The sequence below is a fragment of the Vibrio sp. KUL80 genome (assembly GCF_059725495.1).
Window position 1 is genome coordinate 2,772,964 of the sequence record NZ_AP045841.1, and the last position, 17,930, is coordinate 2,790,893.

16 protein-coding genes are annotated in these 17,930 nt (G+C 47.5%); 7 read left to right on the forward strand and 9 right to left on the reverse strand.

All coding sequences use genetic code 11. The features are described from left to right. Nucleotides 1–154: 154 nt before the first annotated feature. A complete protein-coding gene (locus AC6I8U_RS12785) occupies nt 155–1,210 on the forward strand; it encodes a glycosyltransferase family 9 protein (RefSeq protein ID WP_498017085.1) in 1,056 nt (351 codons plus the stop codon). A 161-nt stretch (nt 1,211–1,371) separates the two neighbouring features. After that, nucleotides 1,372–2,052 (forward strand): tellurite resistance TerB family protein, encoded by a 681-nt coding sequence (locus AC6I8U_RS12790; RefSeq protein WP_498017086.1) that lies wholly within the window; start codon nt 1,372–1,374, stop codon nt 2,050–2,052. Between the two features lie 61 nt (nt 2,053–2,113). On the opposite strand, the gene AC6I8U_RS12795 is transcribed toward AC6I8U_RS12790, so the two are convergent. Together AC6I8U_RS12795 and purL are read right to left on the reverse strand one after the other, a co-directional pair. Next, entirely contained in the window at nt 2,114–2,371 is a 258-nt protein-coding gene (locus AC6I8U_RS12795) for a DUF3622 domain-containing protein (protein WP_042476333.1), read from the reverse strand. Nucleotides 2,372–2,564: 193 nt separating this feature from the next. Then, a complete protein-coding gene (gene purL / locus AC6I8U_RS12800; protein ID WP_498017087.1) occupies nt 2,565–6,464 on the reverse strand; it encodes a phosphoribosylformylglycinamidine synthase in 3,900 nt (1,299 codons plus the stop codon). Between the two features lie 296 nt (nt 6,465–6,760). Here purL and mltF point away from each other — a divergent pair, with 296 nt between their 5' ends. Continuing rightward, a complete protein-coding gene (mltF, locus tag AC6I8U_RS12805) occupies nt 6,761–8,335 on the forward strand; it encodes a membrane-bound lytic murein transglycosylase MltF (protein WP_498017088.1) in 1,575 nt (524 codons plus the stop codon). Between the two features lie 305 nt (nt 8,336–8,640). Then, nucleotides 8,641–8,778 (forward strand): hypothetical protein, encoded by a 138-nt coding sequence (locus AC6I8U_RS12810; protein ID WP_197058801.1) that lies wholly within the window; start codon nt 8,641–8,643, stop codon nt 8,776–8,778. 146 nt (nt 8,779–8,924) lie between these two features. Here the strand turns inward: AC6I8U_RS12810 and tadA are convergent, their stop codons facing one another. Then, entirely contained in the window at nt 8,925–9,467 is a 543-nt protein-coding gene (tadA, locus tag AC6I8U_RS12815; protein WP_128647858.1) for a tRNA adenosine(34) deaminase TadA, read from the reverse strand. Then, entirely contained in the window at nt 9,457–10,344 is an 888-nt protein-coding gene (locus AC6I8U_RS12820; RefSeq protein ID WP_234494405.1) for a LysR family transcriptional regulator, read from the reverse strand. Before AC6I8U_RS12820 ends, tadA begins: the two co-directional genes overlap by 11 nt. A 182-nt stretch (nt 10,345–10,526) precedes the next feature. On the opposite strand from AC6I8U_RS12820, the gene AC6I8U_RS12825 reads away from it, so the two are divergent. Beyond that, the gene (locus AC6I8U_RS12825) at nt 10,527–11,651 is read left to right on the forward strand and encodes an S-(hydroxymethyl)glutathione dehydrogenase/class III alcohol dehydrogenase (RefSeq protein ID WP_128647859.1); all 1,125 of its coding nucleotides are present in this window, start codon (nt 10,527–10,529) and stop codon (nt 11,649–11,651) included. Between the two features lie 53 nt (nt 11,652–11,704). Beyond that, entirely contained in the window at nt 11,705–12,550 is an 846-nt protein-coding gene (fghA, locus tag AC6I8U_RS12830; protein ID WP_498017089.1) for an S-formylglutathione hydrolase, read from the forward strand. A gap of 94 nt (nt 12,551–12,644) precedes the next feature. Here fghA and AC6I8U_RS12835 read toward each other — a convergent pair whose 3' ends face one another. The 5 genes from AC6I8U_RS12835 to AC6I8U_RS12855 all read right to left on the reverse strand — a co-directional run bounded on the left by AC6I8U_RS12835 (nt 12,645) and on the right by AC6I8U_RS12855 (nt 17,383). Then, nucleotides 12,645–14,204 (reverse strand): AbgT family transporter, encoded by a 1,560-nt coding sequence (locus AC6I8U_RS12835; protein ID WP_498017090.1) that lies wholly within the window; start codon nt 14,202–14,204, stop codon nt 12,645–12,647. 412 nt (nt 14,205–14,616) lie between these two features. Further along, nucleotides 14,617–15,027 carry a type IV pilus modification PilV family protein gene (locus AC6I8U_RS12840; protein WP_498017091.1) on the reverse strand — a complete coding sequence of 137 codons (411 nt, stop codon included), beginning with the start codon at nt 15,025–15,027 and terminating at the stop codon, nt 14,617–14,619. After that, entirely contained in the window at nt 15,017–16,264 is a 1,248-nt protein-coding gene (locus AC6I8U_RS12845; protein ID WP_498017092.1) for a hypothetical protein, read from the reverse strand. The genes AC6I8U_RS12840 and AC6I8U_RS12845 overlap by 11 nt, the downstream gene beginning before the upstream one ends. Next, nucleotides 16,261–16,902, reverse strand: coding sequence for a PilW family protein (locus tag AC6I8U_RS12850; RefSeq protein WP_498017093.1), 642 nt, complete (start codon nt 16,900–16,902; stop codon nt 16,261–16,263). Before AC6I8U_RS12850 ends, AC6I8U_RS12845 begins: the two co-directional genes overlap by 4 nt. Beyond that, nucleotides 16,871–17,383 (reverse strand): GspH/FimT family pseudopilin, encoded by a 513-nt coding sequence (locus AC6I8U_RS12855; protein WP_498017094.1) that lies wholly within the window; start codon nt 17,381–17,383, stop codon nt 16,871–16,873. The genes AC6I8U_RS12850 and AC6I8U_RS12855 overlap by 32 nt, the downstream gene beginning before the upstream one ends. Before the next feature lie 150 nt (nt 17,384–17,533). Here AC6I8U_RS12855 and AC6I8U_RS12860 point away from each other — a divergent pair, with 150 nt between their 5' ends. Further along, the gene (locus AC6I8U_RS12860; protein WP_498017095.1) at nt 17,534–17,914 is read left to right on the forward strand and encodes a type IV pilin protein; all 381 of its coding nucleotides are present in this window, start codon (nt 17,534–17,536) and stop codon (nt 17,912–17,914) included. Nucleotides 17,915–17,930: the final 16 nt, after the last annotated feature.

Consider the following 17,930-nt stretch of genomic DNA (forward strand, 5'->3'; position numbering starts at 1 on the left):
AATCCATCCGCGCTCGAAAAACCTATAAATACACTTAATTACACCTATATACATAAGCCATACAACGGCATGAAAAATGCTGACAAAACCACTCATAAGCGATATTCTTTCTGCAATTTTATTGTCAATTTTCTCATATCAGACCTATTTCAGAATGAAAGCTTTAAAAACTCGCTTAAGACAGTTCGATCATTGGCGTCGTGGCTGGATGTCAAACCTCGAACCAACGCTTTATCGATTGATCAACAATAACCGCCTAAGCCAAGAAGCCTTAGTCGAAAAGCCGGATGTGAAATCGATTCTGATTGTTCGCAACAATAAGCGCATCGGTAACATGTACTTCCTGATACCATTTGTGCGTCAAATGCGCGCCCAGTACCCAGATGCAAAGCTCACTCTGATGCTGAATCAACCTTGGCAAGGCGAGGTTTTTGCCAATATGGGCGTTGATGAGATTGTCTATTCTCACTTCTCATTTAAAGAAATCGTCAGCTGTTTAAAGTCGGTATTCACATTGAGAAAAAACGACTACGACCTAATTGTTGCGCCCTATCGCTCAACGGGTGATGCAGTTCTTGTTTCGGTGTTGGCAGGTAAAAACAAAATCGCCGAGCATCACCTTGGAAGTGATGTTGCCTTTACTCATACCTTCCAAAAAGACGATGACCTTCACCATACCGCGCTGACAAGCTTGTACCTCATCAAGGCGCTCGGCAATACGCTTATCTTGCCACTTGCTCATCAGATTGAGCTTAGCCAAGAAGAAATTACAGCAGGGCAAGACGCAATGGCGGGGTTGTATTCCGGTGAAGATAGAGTTTGTGCGTTTTTCCGTGGTGCCCGCGGTGCCAAGCAGCTTTCCAATGCCGAATGGACAGACATTCTAAATAAGTTTGAGCAAGAATCGGAACGCCCAATTAAATGGGTAGAGATCCTTAGCCCAGATATCACATCGCCTCTGAAGCCAGACTATGCCACTTACTCAAATAAAAACATGCGTATCTTGGCTAGTTTTCTGAAAAATACTGATGGCTTTATTTGCTGTGATACCGGTCCTCTGCACTTAGCCGACGCAGCAGATGTGAAGTGCTACGGTCTGTATAATAAGACCGATCCTCGCACATTCGGTGTCATTGGTGCTCAGAGTGTCAACATCACTGATTTCAACACGCCAAGCAAAGGGCATAATGAATTGGTTGAGGCTCTATAAGGGACTCACATGAGTATCTTTTGAGACTCTCTTGGTCAATCCAATCTGAATAGCACCTAATAAAGGTGCTATTCGCCCCACTCTTCTTCATATTCTGTTCATCTTCACTCTCTTACTATGACGCTATACCCGAGTAGCCCGATAGGACCGAGGAGAAAGAAATGAACTTAAAAGCCTTACTTAATCAAGCCCTTAGTTCCGATATAGTCAGTCAAGCCACGCAGAAAGCGAGCCAATCATCGTCAAGTATCGGTCAGACATTAGGTGACAAGAAAACACTTGGTGCTTTCGGTGCTGGCGCCGTGGGTGGTGGATTGCTTGGTATGCTGATGGGCTCTAAGAAAACAAAAAAGATGGGTAAAACTGCCCTTGGAGTCGGTGGTGCTGCCGCCCTTGGCGCACTCGCATACAAGCTCTATAACGACTACAACAAAGATAGCAACCAGCCCTCGGGCTCCGATCCAACATTGTCGTCACCAGCAGGCTTTTCTCAATCTAGTCAACATGATGAATCTGTGCTCAAAGCCATGATTGCAGCGGCTAAAGCCGATGGTCATATTGATGAACAAGAAATGGCAAAGATTGAACAAGCATTAACACAAATTGATGCCGATAATTCTGTTCAGCAATTGATTCAAGCTGAGATAGCTAAGCCACTTGATCCGGCCGAAATTGCTCGACTTGCGGTATCACCAGAGCACGCAACGGAAATCTATTTAGCAAGCCTGTTAGTCGCCGATGAGCAGAATTTTATGGAAAAGGCGTATTTGAAAGAGTTGGCAACCCAGCTTGGGTTAGAGGATGGGTTGGTCGAGCAACTAAACGCTCAGGTAAGTCGGTAGTATTGAATCGATAATGCGTTCCTAGGGTTTACCCTAGGAACCACCATCAGAGCGAACGAGATTACTCTTCGTTTTCTGCTGCCGCCGCTGCTGCTTTCGCTGCGCGTGCTTCCGCTTTACGCTCATTGCGCTTTGCTTGGTTTTCGATAAAACCAGCGAGCTCTTTCTCCGCCCACGCTTGAGCCAACTCTTGGCTCTCAAAGCCCATCTCACGCTTAGACACAACCGTGCGACGAGAAGTCACTTGACGAATGATCTCTGCAGACCAGCCGTTACGCTTTTCCGTTAAACGGAAAGTAAATTTTTTATTTTCAGACATTTATGTATTTCCTAAAGACTTTGTTAAGGGATATTCCAGCAATGTAATGCTGGCCATCCCTAAGCCAGCGCGGTATTAGAACACAAATCGAGCGCTGACGCTCAGAGTTTTTATAAGAAAAAGTCCCCAGTGTTTCCACTGAGGACTTCATTAACTATTGGGTTGTAACCTTTGAGGCAGTTGCCTTGGTCGATTACTTACCAACGTTCACGCGAGCGTTGCGGAACATGCGCATCCAAGCACTGTCTTCACCCCAAGACTCTGGCGCCCAAGAGTTAGCAACCGTACGGAATACACGCTCTGGGTGCGGCATCATAATCGTCACACGACCATCACGAGTCGTTAGACCTGTGATTGCGTTTGGTGAACCGTTCGGGTTGTTTGGATATTGCTGCGTTGGGTTACCGTTGTTATCAACGTAACGCACTGCTACCGTACCTGAAGCTTCAATCGCATTTAGGTGGTCAGTGTCGCGAACCTCTACGCGGCCTTCGCCGTGAGAAACTGCGATTGGCATACGAGAACCTTCCATGCCATCGAAGAAGATAGAGTCAGACTTCTGAACTTCTACTAAGCTAAAGCGAGCTTCAAAACGCTCAGATTCGTTACGAACGAAGCGTGGCCATAGGTCTGCTCCTGGGATCAGCTCTTTTAGGTTCGATAGCATCTGACAGCCGTTACACACACCTAGTGAGAAGGTGTCTTCACGGTGGAAGAAGTTCTGGAACTGGTCACGTGCTTGGTCGTTGAACAGGATAGACTTCGCCCAACCTTCACCCGCACCTAGAACGTCACCGTAAGAGAAGCCACCACAAGCCACAAGACCTTGGTACTCTTCTAGAACCGCTTGACCTGTCAGGATGTCGCTCATGTGGATGTCTGTTGCTTCAAAGCCAGCACGGTCAAACGCTGCTGCCATTTCAACGTGAGAGTTAACACCCTGCTCACGAAGAATTGCCATCTTAGGCTTAACGCCCGTCGCGATGTATGGCGCTGCAACGTCTTCTTTAACGTCGAAGCTCAGTTTCACGTTCAGACCTGGGTCAGAGTTATCTTTCTTCGCTTCGTGCTCCTGGTCTGCACACGCAGAGTTGTCACGTAGAGACTGCATCTTGTGCGTAGTTTCCGCCCAGATAGTACGTAGCTCTGTACGAGAGCGCTCAATAACAACCGCATCACCAGAAGTGATAACGAAGTCGTCAGACGCTTCAACGCTGCCGATTACGTGAGAACATGCTTCTAGGCCGTTAGACGCTAGTACTGCTTTCACTGCTTCTAGGTCGTCATTCTTAACCTGAACAACAGCACCTAGCTCTTCGTTAAATAGCGCTGCTAATGCATCTTCGCCTAGGCTGGCAATATCTGCTTTCACACCACAATGACCCGCAAATGCCATCTCAGCAAGCGTAACGAATAGACCGCCATCGCCTTTATCGTGGTAAGCCACAAGCTTGTCATCACGAACTAGCGTTTGCATCGCATCGAAGAAGCCTTTTAGCTGCTCTGCGTTATCGACGTCTGCTGGCTTATCACCAAGCTGCTTGTAAACCTGTGCCAATGCCGTTGCACCTAGACGGTTCTTACCGTTACCTAGGTCAACAAGAACAAGAGACGACTCGCCTTTGTCAGTGCGAAGCTGCGGCGTGACCGTCTTACGAACGTCTTCCACACGGCCAAATGCAGTGATTACCAGTGAAAGTGGCGACGTGACTTCTTTGTCTTCACCGTTCTCGTTCCACTTGGTCTTCATCGACATTGAGTCTTTACCTACTGGAATCGTTAGACCCAGTGCTGGACATAGTTCTTCACCTACCGCTTTCACCGCTTCGTAAAGACCTGCGTCTTCACCTGGGTGACCCGCTGGAGACATCCAGTTAGCTGACAGCTTGATGCGCTTGATATCGCCAATGTCTGTCGCTGCGATGTTAGTTAGAGACTCACCTACCGCTAGACGAGCAGACGCGCCAAAGTCTAGTAGAGCAACTGGTGTGCGCTCACCCATAGACATCGCTTCACCGTGGTAAGTATCGTAGCTCGCTGCGGTTACTGCGCAGTTTGCTACCGGAACCTGCCAAGGACCCACCATCTGGTCACGAGCAACCAGGCCTGTCACCGTGCGGTCACCGATGGTGATTAGGAATGTTTTCTCTGCAACTGTTGGTAGACGAAGAACGCGGTCAACCGCATCGTTCATTTCAATGCCTTCGCGAGAGATCGCAGGGCTGTCTACTTTCAGTGTTTTCGCATCACGGTGCATCTTCGGCGTTTTGCCAAGAAGGATGTCCATCGGCATGTCGATTGGCGTGTTGTCGAAGTGTGAATCTTCAAGTTTCAGTTCACGCTCTTCTGTTGCCACACCCACTACTGCGTAAGGTGCGCGCTCACGCTTACAGATAGCATCGAATGCTTCCATGTTCTCTGGCGCTACCGCCATTACATAGCGTTCTTGAGATTCGTTACACCAGATCTCAAGTGGGCTCATGCCTGGCTCATCGTTTGGTACGTCACGAAGCTGGAAGATACCGCCGCGCTCACCATCATCAACAAGCTCAGGAAGTGCGTTTGAGATACCGCCCGCGCCCACATCGTGGATAAATGCGATTGGGTTGTCTTCACCTAGCTGCCAGCAGCGGTCGATAACTTCTTGACAGCGACGTTCCATCTCTGGGTTTTCACGCTGTACTGACGCAAAGTCTAGGTCTTCAGCAGACTGACCAGATGCCATAGAAGACGCTGCGCCGCCACCAAGACCGATGTTCATTGCAGGACCACCCAGTACGATTAGGCTTGCACCTACTGGGATCTCTTTCTTCTGAACGTGCTCGTCACGGATGTTACCCATACCACCAGCAATCATGATTGGCTTGTGGTAACCACGTACTTCTTCACCTGCGTGAGATGTAACTTTCTCTTCGTAAGTACGGAAGTAACCAAGCAGGTTTGGACGACCAAATTCGTTATTGAACGCCGCGCCGCCTAGTGGACCTTCTAGCATGATATCTAGGGCGTTAACGATACGGCCTGGCTTACCAAAGTCGGTTTCCCAAGGCTGTTCGAAGCCAGGAATGCGAAGGTTAGACGTTGTGAAACCAACAAGACCTGCTTTTGGCTTACCGCCAATACCTGTTGCGCCTTCGTCACGGATTTCACCGCCACTACCTGTCGATGCACCCGGCCATGGAGAAATCGCGGTTGGGTGGTTGTGTGTTTCCACCTTCATTAGGATGTGCGCTTTCTCGTGGTTGTAGCCGTATTGACGTGTTTTTGGATCTGGGAAGAAACGACCCACTTCAGAGCCTTCCATAACCGCTGCATTATCTTTGTATGCAGACAGAACGTGGTCTGGTGTCGTTTCGAATGTGTTTTTGATCATCTTGAACAGCGACTTGTCTTGCTTAACGCCGTCGATAGTCCAATCTGCGTTGAAGATCTTGTGACGACAGTGCTCAGAGTTCGCCTGTGCAAACATCATCAGCTCGATGTCTGTTGGGTTGCGCTCTAGCTTAGTCACAAAGCTTTCAACTAGGTAATCAATTTCATCTTCTGCAAGTGCAAGACCAAGCGTCACGTTCGCTTCTTCTAGTGCTTTGCGACCGCCTGTTAGTAGATCAACATCAGCAACTGGTGCTGGCTCTGCGACTTGGAACAGCGCTGCCGCTGATTCGAAGTCAGAGAAAACCACTTCCATCATGCGGTCGTGGATCACTGCTTTAAGCTCAACAAGTTGAAGCTCAGTCAGTTCGCTTGATGTCTCTACATAGTAAGCAGTACCGCGCTCTAGACGAGTCACTTTGTCTAGGCCACAATTGTTCGCAATATCCGTAGATTTAGAAGACCATGGCGAGATGGTGCCAGGGCGAGGTGTCACTAGTAGCAGTGTGCCTGTTGGCTCGTGCTCTTCGATAGTTGGACCGTAAGTCAGCAACTTCTCTAATTTTTCAACTTCAGACTCATCCAGGTCTGCCGTTAGGTCGGCAAAGTGGGCAAACTCAGCGTAAATACCTGTTACTGGTAGGTTTAGTTCACGACAAAGCTCTAGTAGCTTGTTAACACGAAACTCAGAAAGAGCTGGGGAACCACGCAAAATTCTCATGTGCTTAGGTCTCTTATGCAGTTGATTTAGGTGAAATTCTTATAAATTCAATCAGTTAATAGTAAAAACTGAACTTATAACGATTTCTCCTACCTTGATGCGGCGGTATTATAGAGGATTTTTTTTTGTGACGTAAGCGTTGGCGCAAACGTTTTCGTCATTTTTTTTTGTTTTGCCGAAATACGCTAGAGATCGGTGATAAAGTGACCACTCTCGGGTGTTTCTGCTATCTCGCTTTGCCAAGGACCTCAGCTTTGGTATAAAGACAGCACTAACGTTGTGAGATCTATGAATTAATGCAAAGTCTTTCTGCTGCTCGCTGGCCTAATCGTCGCTGGTTAAAATTGCTATCTGTGTGCCTTTTCTCAATCGGGTTGGCTGGCTGCCAAATCGATTCTGATCCTAAAAGTGAACTCGAAAACATCAAAGAACGCGGTGTACTTCGCGTAGGTACACTCAATAATCAGCTCTCTTACTATATCGGTCCTGATGGTCCTACTGGCCTCGATTATGAATTAGCCAGACAGTTTGCAGACACGCTGGGCGTTCGTTTAGAGATGAAACCAGCTTATCGCCAAGCGAGCCTATTCCCTGCACTGCAAAAGGGTGAGATTGATATTATTGCGGCTGGGCTTAGTCAATCTCCAGAGCGCATTCAAGGCTTTCGCGCTGGGCCCGCTTACTACTATGTCAGTCAACAGGTTGTCTATAAGAAAGGTCAGTGGCGTCCGCGCAACCTTGAGCAACTCCTTAACAACCAGCAAGAGTTAATCGACCAAGCTGATGGTGAAGAAGTGTTTGCGATTGTCAAAGACTCACACTTTGAAAAGACCATGGCAACGGTGACCGAAGAACATCCAGAGATCCGCTATTACATCGACGCGAATGCTGACGTCAACGACCTGCTGAAACAAGTCTCCGAGGGTAAACTGAAATTCACCATGGCGGACTCTGTTGAGCTGTCTCTGTCACAGCGTATCTACCCTGACCTAGCCCTCGCCTTTGAGATGACAGAAGATCAACCTATCTCTTGGTACATGCGTAAATCAGAAGATGAAAGCCTGTATGCCTTGCTTATTGAGTTCTTTGGGCAACTTAAACAGACAGGGGATCTAGCAAACCTAGAAGAAAAGTATCTAGGTCATATCGGCGTATTTGATTATGTGGATACCCGCGCCTTTATCCGAGCGCTCGATAGTAAGCTACCTAAATGGTCACCACTATTTAAAAAGTACTCCAAAGAGTTTGACTGGCGTTTGATTGCCGCTTTGGCGTACCAAGAGTCACATTGGAATCCAGTCGCAAAATCACCAACCGGTGTACGCGGGATGATGATGCTGACATTACCGACTGCCAAAAGCGTTAACGTGACCAATCGACTCGACCCTGAACAGTCTGTGCGTGGTGGTGTGGAATACCTACGCCGAATTGTTGATCGCGTGCCTGACTCAATCAGTGAGCACGAAAAAATCTGGTTTGCCCTCGCTTCCTACAATGTTGGTTTCGGCCACATGATGGATGCAAGACGCCTAACAAAACGCCAAGGTGGCGATCCTGATGCGTGGGCGGATGTGAAAGATCGTTTACCGCTGCTGCGCCAGAAGAAGTTTTACAGTCAGACTCGCTATGGCTACGCGCGAGGCGATGAAGCCCGCAACTACGTGGAAAACATTCGTCGTTACTATCAAAGCATCATTGGTCATGTCGATAAACAGCTCGCTGCGCAAGCTGAGGAAGAACTCAGTACCGAAGACTTGATCGTGATTCCACCGCTACCACCTGTATCAGGCGCGGTTTCTAGCGCAGAGGCAACCATCAGTGCCGCGCAATCTACAGAAATACCCGCCGTTGGTGGCAATACAGGTCGCTAACTATCACTCTCTTTCAAGTGTGCGAAATCTAGTTCACTTCGCACACTTGAAATCCGACCACTAAGCCCTTACATTACTGTTTGAGACTAGAGGAGACGATCGTCCTGATCCCTCGACTTTTCTCATCTGGCAGGTACGTCCGTACCATCCACAAACTGTGCATACTTTTTCAGCGGCTCTAGTCAAGAGTAGAAAAAGTGTGTGTTGGACTCCGACATCGATCCATTGATAAGGACATCTAGTACGTCATTAAGCGTATAGAGTTAGATCGGAGAGGTTTACCAGTAGTGAAAGGAGGTAGTTTTATGCTTGCAAGGAAACGAAAGCAATCTAAACACCTTAATAAGACGGTGGCAGCAAACCGCCGCAAACGTAAGATGGCTAACAATAAGAAGAAAGTTATTTGGCGTCATCGCGCGTTTATGCAGCTTCTATCTTCATAGATAGCGAGCAGCAACAGCAAAGACAGCAAGCATCTGCGATGCAGATGTTTGCTAAATATCCCACCTAGTTACACCAATCTTCAAAATTCTATCTATTTCAATTCTGGATGCTATTCCAACTCTAGGCGCTGTTTTTAATCTAGGTGCTACTCTGATTCTGAACGCTTGGCTTGTTTCGCTGCTTTAATCTCTTTGCGGCGGCGTTTAAAGAATGCTTGCAACTGATGACGGCACTCTTGCTCCATCAGCCCTGATTCTACATCGGCATAATGATAAGACGCTTGACTCTCAAATAGGTTGAGTACTGTGCCAGCTGCTCCTGCTTTTAAATCTGGCGCACCAAATACCACCCGCTTTACTCGGCTGTGCAGCAAGGCTCCTGCGCACATAGGGCAAGGCTCCAGGGTGACATACAGGGTGGTATCAAGCAGTCGATAGTTTTCTAACACTTGTCCAGCTTTGCGTATCACCTGCATTTCGGCGTGCGCGCTGGCATCGTGAGCACCAATCGACTGATTCCATCCTTCAGCGACCACTTCACCATCTTTGACAAGCACCGCTCCGACGGGGACTTCTCCCTCTTGCTCTGCATGAGAGGCAAGCTCCATTGCACGTTGCATGAAGGCATAGTCTTGTTCGCTGAAAACGTGTTCTGTCGTAGTCGCTGGCAATGTTGGCTTATCGGTCATGAGGCTCCCGGTTTAATGCTTCAGATAAATAGTCGATCAAGGTTCTTATTTTAGACGTTAGCATGCGGTTTTGAGGATAGAGTGCCCAGATACCCTCTTGATCCCCACGGTATGGTGTTAATACTTCCACCAGCTCACCCGTCTCCAAATAAGGCTGCACATAATAGTCGGGAAGCTGCACAATTCCCAATCCTTTTAGTGCGGCATCAACCAGAGCGTAGCCGCTATTGCATTGCACCCTGCCATCAACATGAATCAGTCTTTCTGCCCCTTTGTCTTCAAACCGCCAGTATTTGGTTGACCCGCGAAGGCACTGATGGCGTTTTAATTCCGAAAGTGTATGAGGCTCACCGTGCTTGGCCAGATAGTCTGGACTTGCACAAACGAACATATGTCGATCCAACAGTTTGCGCGCCATCATACTCGAGTCATCAAGCTTCCCTAGCCTTACCGCAAGATCATAACCCTCTTGAACCAGATCCATCTTTTGGTTAGATAACACCAAATCCAACTCAATCTGAGGGTACTGCAGTAGAAACTCATGCATCAGCGGAGCCAATACCTGCTCTCCAAAGGTGACTGGCGCGGTCATCTTAATCCGCCCAGTAGGACTGGCTTGCAGCTGTGTGATAGCGAGCTCCGCTAACATGAGCCCTTCTACAAGTGGCTTACAGTGCTGATAGTAGGTTGCCCCAACTTCTGTGACCGAGACCTTTCTGGTCGTACGTACAAACAACTTCACCGCTAACTTATCTTCTAACGCAGTGACTCTGCGGCTGATATTGGCAACAGAGGTCGAAAGTCGCTCTGCAGCAGCCGTAAAACTCTGCGTCTCTACGACCGCAACAAACTCATTAATACCTTCCCAGTTCGCCATAGACCAATCTCACTATTACAAATCAGTAATAGTGTATTTCAAATTCTCGTAATTATCATTTTTTAAGAAACAAATATACTGCTTGTCATTCGATGCAAACGGAATGAAGTGAACTAACCTTATTGAGTTAGCCGTTTGTGTTCTTACGTAAAGATTCGTGACCTTGAAGGAAAGGAAAAACCATGACTGAACAATTTATCAAATCACGCGCAGCTGTCGCTTGGGGTCCAAACCAACCACTAAAAATGGAAGAAGTCGACGTCATGCTGCCAAAGGCAGGTGAAGTACTGGTGAAAATCGTGGCGACTGGTGTTTGCCACACTGATGCATTTACCCTCTCCGGTGACGATCCAGAAGGCATCTTCCCTAGTATTCTTGGTCACGAGGGTGGCGGTATTGTTGAGATGGTTGGTGAAGGCGTAACGAGTGTTGAGGTGGGTGACCATGTTATCCCTCTGTACACAGCAGAATGTGGCGAATGTAAATTCTGTAAGTCGGGTAAAACTAACCTGTGCCAGGCGGTTCGTGAAACCCAAGGTAAAGGTCTAATGCCAGATGGTACGACTCGCTTCTACAAAGATGGTCAGCCAATTTACCACTACATGGGCTGCTCGACCTTCTCGGAATACACTGTTCTTCCAGAGATCTCACTGGCTAAAGTGAACAAAGAAGCCCCACTTGAAGAAGTATGTCTCCTTGGCTGCGGCGTAACGACAGGTATGGGCGCAGTACTGAACACAGCCAAAGTTGAGAAAGGCGATACCGTCGCGATCTTCGGTCTTGGTGGCATTGGCCTGTCTGCCATTATCGGTGCACGTATGGCTGGCGCGAGCAAGATCATCGGTATCGATATCAACGAAAGCAAATTCGAGCTTGCTCAACAACTTGGCGCAACAGACGTGATTAACCCACAGAAGTTTGATAAGCCAATTCAAGAAGTGATCATCGAGATGACCGATGGTGGTGTTGATTACTCGTTCGAGTGTATCGGTAACGTCAACGTGATGCGTCAAGCACTAGAGTGCTGCCACAAAGGTTGGGGTGAGTCTGTCATCATTGGTGTTGCAGGTGCAGGTCAAGAGATCTCCACTCGTCCATTCCAACTTGTTACTGGCCGCGTATGGCGTGGTAGTGCATTTGGTGGCGTTAAAGGTCGCAGTGAGCTTCCAGAGATCGTTGAACGCTACATGGCAGGTGAGTTTGGGCTACAAGAGTTTATCACTCACACTATGCCTCTTGATGAGATCAACGAAGCGTTCGAGCTTATGCACAAAGGCGAAAGTATCCGCAGCGTAATTCACTACTAAGATCCAGCTTAGGGCTCTTTATACAGAGCCCTTCTTTCATTTAGGTTGATAGAATGACAATAGAAAACCTCAGCCAAGCAAAAGTATTTGGCGGCTGGCATAAGCAATACCAACATACCTCAAGCGCTCTAAATTGCTCGATGCGCTTTGCAATTTACTTACCGCCAGAGGCGAGTGCCGACAATCCAGTTCCAGTGCTTTATTGGCTATCAGGCTTAACCTGTACAGATGAGAATTTCATGCAAAAAGCAGGCGCGTTTCGCGCTGCTGCTAAGCTTGGTATTGCCATCGTTGCACCGGATACAAGTCCTCGTGGAGAAGGCGTGCCAGATGACCCAGACGGTGCCTACGATTTTGGTCTCGGTGCTGGCTTCTATGTGAATGCCACTCAAGCTCCTTGGGATGAACACTATCAGATGTACAGCTACATCGTAGAGGAATTGCCAAAGCTAGTCGAAGAGCACTTCCCTGTAACTAGCGTTCGCTCTATCTCTGGACATAGTATGGGTGGACACGGCGCACTGACTATTGGTCTTAAGAACAGTGACCGCTACCGTTCTATCTCTGCATTTAGTCCGATCAGCAATCCAATGAACTGCCCTTGGGGCCAAAAAGCGCTGAGCCATTATCTAGGTAGCAACACCGAGGATTGGAAACAGTACGACAGTGTTGAGTTACTGAAGGCTGCACAAGCCACACTGCCTATCCTAGTCGATCAAGGTGAGGATGACGGCTTCTTGCAAGAGCAACTCAAGCCTGAACTGCTACTAGCGGCGGCGGAAAGCTCAGGCAGTGATGTAAAACTTCGCATGCAGCCAGGCTACGATCACAGCTACTTCTTTATCCAAAGCTTCATCGATGATCACTTACGCTTTCACGCCGGATTCTTAAAAGACTAGTTTTCAGCTTGAGAAACTAAAACCGAGAGCGACAAAACAAAAAGCCCGCCAAGGCAATCATACCTGGCGGGCTTTTTTAGTCTCTTATTACAACTTACATAGTGTAAGTGTATGGCGCTTGGATACCTAGTGGGATACCTAGAGCCCAGTAAGCTAGCAAGAAGATAGTCCAACCAATCAGCATTGCGATTGAGAATGGCATCATTAGAGAAGCTAGCGTACCGATACCAGTAGACTTCACGTAGCGTTGGCAGTAAACCACCACCAGTGGGAAGAATACCATTAGAGGTGAGATGATGTTCGATACAGAGTCACCAACACGGTAAGCTGCTTGAGATAGCTCAGGAGAGATACCAACAGCCATTAGCATTGGAACTAGGATTGGACCAATCAGTGCCCACTTCGCTGATGCAGAGCCAACCAGTAGGTTAACAAATGCAGTTAGCAGAATCATACCAACGATCGTTGCCTGACCTGGCAGGTTCATCGCTTTCAGACCTTCTGCACCGTAAAGTGCCAGCATAGTACCGATGTTTGACTGACCAAACGCCGCAAGGAACTGTGCACAGAAGAACGACATTACAATGTATGCGCCCATGGTAGACATGGTCGTACCCATCGCTTTAATAACATCGTCACTGTTCTTAAACGTGCCAGATACACGACCGTATACGTAGCCAGGGATGATAAACAGGATGAAGATAAGTGGAACGATAGACTGCATTAGTGGTGCAGAGAACGCTGTGATCTCACCTTCTGGAGAGCGAAGTGCTGATGATTCTGGAATGATTGCAGCAATAAGCAGTGCAATACCCGCCATCATAGCCCAACCTGCCGCGCGGAACGCTTTAGATTCAGTTTCAGTGAACGTACCTAGATCTGGTGCTTCTTCTGCATCTTCATCAATTGGCGTGTTCGCTAGGCGTGGCTCAATGATTTTCTCAGTAACATACCAACCGATAGCAACGATGATCACAGAAGAGAGACCTGTGAAGAAGATGTTTGCTAGTGGGTTAACAATGTATTCTGGGTCTAGAACCTGCGCAGATGTTTGCGTGAAACCAGCAAGTAGTGGGTCAATACCAGATGGGATGAAGTTTGCAGAGAAGCCGCCTGATACACCAGCAAACGCTGCTGCAATACCCGCAAGTGGGTGACGACCTGCCGCGTGGAAAATGATACCACCTAGAGGAATAACTAGAACATAGCCTGCATCCGCTGCTGTGTGAGAAACGATAGCAACAAGAATCAGCATAGGTGTTAGAAGTTTCGCTGGCGTGAAGTTCAGCATCTTCTTAAGACCAGTAGTGATGAAGCCTGAAGAATCAGCAACACCAACACCTAGCATCGCAACCAATACGATACCTAGAGGCGCAAAACCTGTGAAGGTTGTGACCATGTTAGCAAGGAAACTAGCCAGAGCTTGACCCGTTAGAAGGTTAGTTACTTCTAATGGCGCGTCTGTACGTGGGTTAATCAGGTCGAAACTGACATTTGATAAAAGTGCTGATGCAACCCAAACAATAACGAGAGCCCAGAAAAATAAGATAGCAGGATCTGGGATCTTGTTACCCGCTTTCTCAATAAAGTTTAAAAAGCGATCCATTCCAGTCGGCTTTGGAGGTGGCGCTTGATTAATCGATTGGTTACTCATGGTAACTCCGTGTGTGTGATGTTGTTATTTGTGAATCTCAAGGCAAGTTTCACTGTGACATAAAATCTGCGTGACCATTCTATTTAAAAAACATGAAAAGAGTAGATAATTTGGAACTTTTTCCATATTTGTAGACTTATTTTGCAAAAATTACCGATTATCATAACATTTAACCAACAACAATTAGCACAATAGCAAAACAATTATCTAACTAGCACGCAAAATGCCCGATGATATAAAGATAGCTTATAATTTAACCGCATTCTAAAAGCTGAGGCTGTGTATCACTTGGCAAGCGCTATTGGTAAGAGGGTAATGTGCAATGAAAACAGATAGTTGATATTAGAAATCGCACAGAGAGAACGATTCCAATAATTCGAAGGTCTGACAACCCGTTGCGATGCTCTGAATGTTAATCAAATTCACTAAAACGAGAGATCTGCGTCGTTAACGATAGGTTTTGTGATTGCCCTAGCCTATCGCTCCAAGACACATTCACGACAACGGTTTTGACATTCCCATCCATGGTGACTGCGGGTACTGTCCAGGTCAGAAAATAGGGAGCGCGTAGCTCTGAGCCATCAATAATATCGGCGTCAAAGTCTGCGACAACCATAGAGGAGTCTGCGCTGTTTGCGCCTCGAGTACGAAACCACTCCAACTTTGCCTCTGCCAAACCAAGAGCCTGAATACTGCTGTAGGCATAATCGGAGCGCTGTTCGATGAAGGTTTGCATTTTGACCAGTCCTAGCGCTCCGACTCCAACGAGACACATGGCAATCATCACCTCCATTAAACTAAAACCACGCTGATTAGAAGTCACGCCATGCTCCCTTTTTCCAGGTAAATAGAGAGGTGGTGGCTTGTGCTTGGCGAATGACATCTCGATTGTAGTGAAAGGAAAGTGAATCTCTAAATAGAGAAACATGGCTTGAGTCGGGGTAATCAAAAAAGACACCACCAGTGATGCTAAAACTTCCGCCCTGGTAATACGCGGCTAAACCATAGTCATCAGGAAAATGAGCCACCGCGCTATCCGCTAGATCGAGCGTTTTCCAGGCTTCTTCAGATGGTGAAAAGTCATAATTAAAATGAAAAACCACGCCATCGAGCGTCGCTGCGCCTTGAAGCGCAAAAAGCCCATCATGTACGACTAGAGTGATTGCTTTTTTCTTCAGTCCTGTAGGGTTGAGTGCCGACTTTATTGCGGCAAGCTCTGTAGAAGAGATAACGCATGAACCTTCAACCCAGAGTTTTCGTGCATCCGCCTCGAGCTGCTCAATGAGCGCTGCACCACAGTTTTTTGCCCCAAGCTCCTCTCCTGTTAAATCAATAATATGGAAATCCCCACTGTCTCTCACAGAATCATGATACTGAGGCTCGACACCGAAAAAATCCTTGAAGATGTTAAGCTCCGAATCTTTCTTGAAATCACTTAACAGGCATTGAGGCTGCGAGTCAGACGAACAACTGCCATTCACTATTGTTTTCTCAACACAGTCTTTCTCATTGTGCACAAAGTCCTGATAAGGCAAATTGCCATGAACGACACCACTATTGGTAATCGATGCGTTAGCGGTAAATCGTCCACCAAACCTCACAGCCGTACAATCCCACTTTCCATCTTCAAGTTTTGAGCCAGGGTCCGGTGTGGTGATATTCACAGCACTCTTTGCCACAAAGCTTCCACTACTTTGCAGCGCACCAGACTGCAGGTTGGAGCTTGAAGGGATAAAACGTCGACTCACCACATGAGACCCCGCTTTAGCAGAAAGGATGATCTCTTGCGTCGATTCGTCCAAAGTAAAACTAGGGACAATCTCTATACCAGCATCGCATGTGGTTACGCTCTCTGGCATCGTTAATGTTGGGATAAACTGTGCTACCCCACATTCAACTCCCCCTTCAGCCTGCCAGTAGGCTTTTCTCGACTCGACTTCATTTTGCGCACGTTTTATCTCGTAGAGTGCAGCTCTATAAGCGCCCATTGTGACAATGAGTCCAACGACCAGTAACAGCCCTGTAGTCATTAGGGTGACGACTCCCGACTGCTTCATCATTGCCCATTCCTCACTAAAAACTGTCGAGTGAGCGTGCTGGAAATGTCCTCGTTTTGTCGTAGCTGCGCTTCGATGGTCATATCAATAAACTGATGGGAGGCGTTATCACTCGCGACTAAATGGCTCTGTAAGGAAAACGAAGCAACATGAATGAGGTTTGGCTCAAATATGGACGTGCAACCAGAAGCTTGTGAGAATGACGTCGCCTTAGCGCCACTGGCAACACTGGTTTTCTCTCGGCATATCGCTAGCCTTCCCCTTTGCCAGTCGTGTTGCCAAACCACGTTTTCCAGCGGTGCCTGACCTCTATCATCTCGATACGCATATTGAGCAACTGAGCCACTCTGAGAGATAAAAATGGTTCCTGATGACCCCAAAGCCACTAAGCTCTCATCTTTGACGCCATCGTGGCCTGCTCGAATCATGTCGTTTTGAATCCGCCTTGCCGTGGTTGCCAACGCTTGATTCAAAAGCAGCAGTTGAGATCGCTGCGAAGCGTGATTTTGCACGGAAACATAGAGGGAACCGACAAGGGATATCAGCAGAATGCCTACCGCTGATGCAACCAGCATCTCAATAAGAGCAATGCCTTTTTGCCTTCTCACCTTAGCAAGCCCCCAAACCAAACTCAGCGCCATGTTGACAGGCACGTACCCGACCAGAGCTCGCATCTGTCACGATTTTGGCGAAGCCCTCACTCTGGGGATAAGGTTTTATAGTGATATTGCCCGCCGCTCGAACCGCACCTGTAATGTGGTCAATCTTAAGTTGCTCTCCATTGAAGTTGACCTCTAGCGTAACGCCGTCAAAGGGCACGCCAGAGAGCGTAAACAACCTATCCGTATCTGCACTGTTTAAGCTCTCGCTGTTGGCTACAACGGCGCTCCAATCACCATTTGAAGCGCCCTCAGGTAACCCTTCAAAATGCAGCCAAAGCGGTTGATTGCGCAGTATGGATTCTGCTTGTGTCTGCACAATGATGCCGTAGAGTTCTAAAACTGCTCGCTCTACTTTGTTAGCCTTAGCGGTATTGGTAAACGCTGGCACCATTGCCATTAAAATAATGCCAGAGACAACGATGGTGATGATCAATTCTAAAAAGGTAAAGCCGCGAACCATTTCCCAAATACCTATGAAACAAATAACAAACAATCCGATCTACTTGCCTTAATCCTAGCAGCGGGCAAAACTGGAAAAGTCTTTTAAAATAGGCAGTTGGATTGACTTAATAGAATGCGATGCAAACAAGGTAATCACAGGCAACTAGGTTTGACACTGATCGAGTTATTGATCGCCTTAACCATACTAGGGATCTTAACCTCAATCGCTTATCCCAATTATCACCAACACATTAGGGAAAGCTATAGATTGGTAGCCCTAGGTGACCTGCTGGAGATGCAGCTCGAGTTAGAGCGTACTTACAATGCAGGCTATCAGTTTGAAGCTGTGATTTCTGGAGGGGTTTGTTCGGTGTGCGAGTCGTCACTCGATCGTTACCAATTTGAGGTTGTCAGCAGTGCCGCAGCGACTTACACCATCAAAGCCATCGCACAAGCGACGACGCGACAAACCGACGATACCTGCCTTGATGCTGATAAGGCAATGACCATCGACTCCAAAGGCAATGTATCACCTATCGATTGCTGGTAGCGCACACCATTACTTT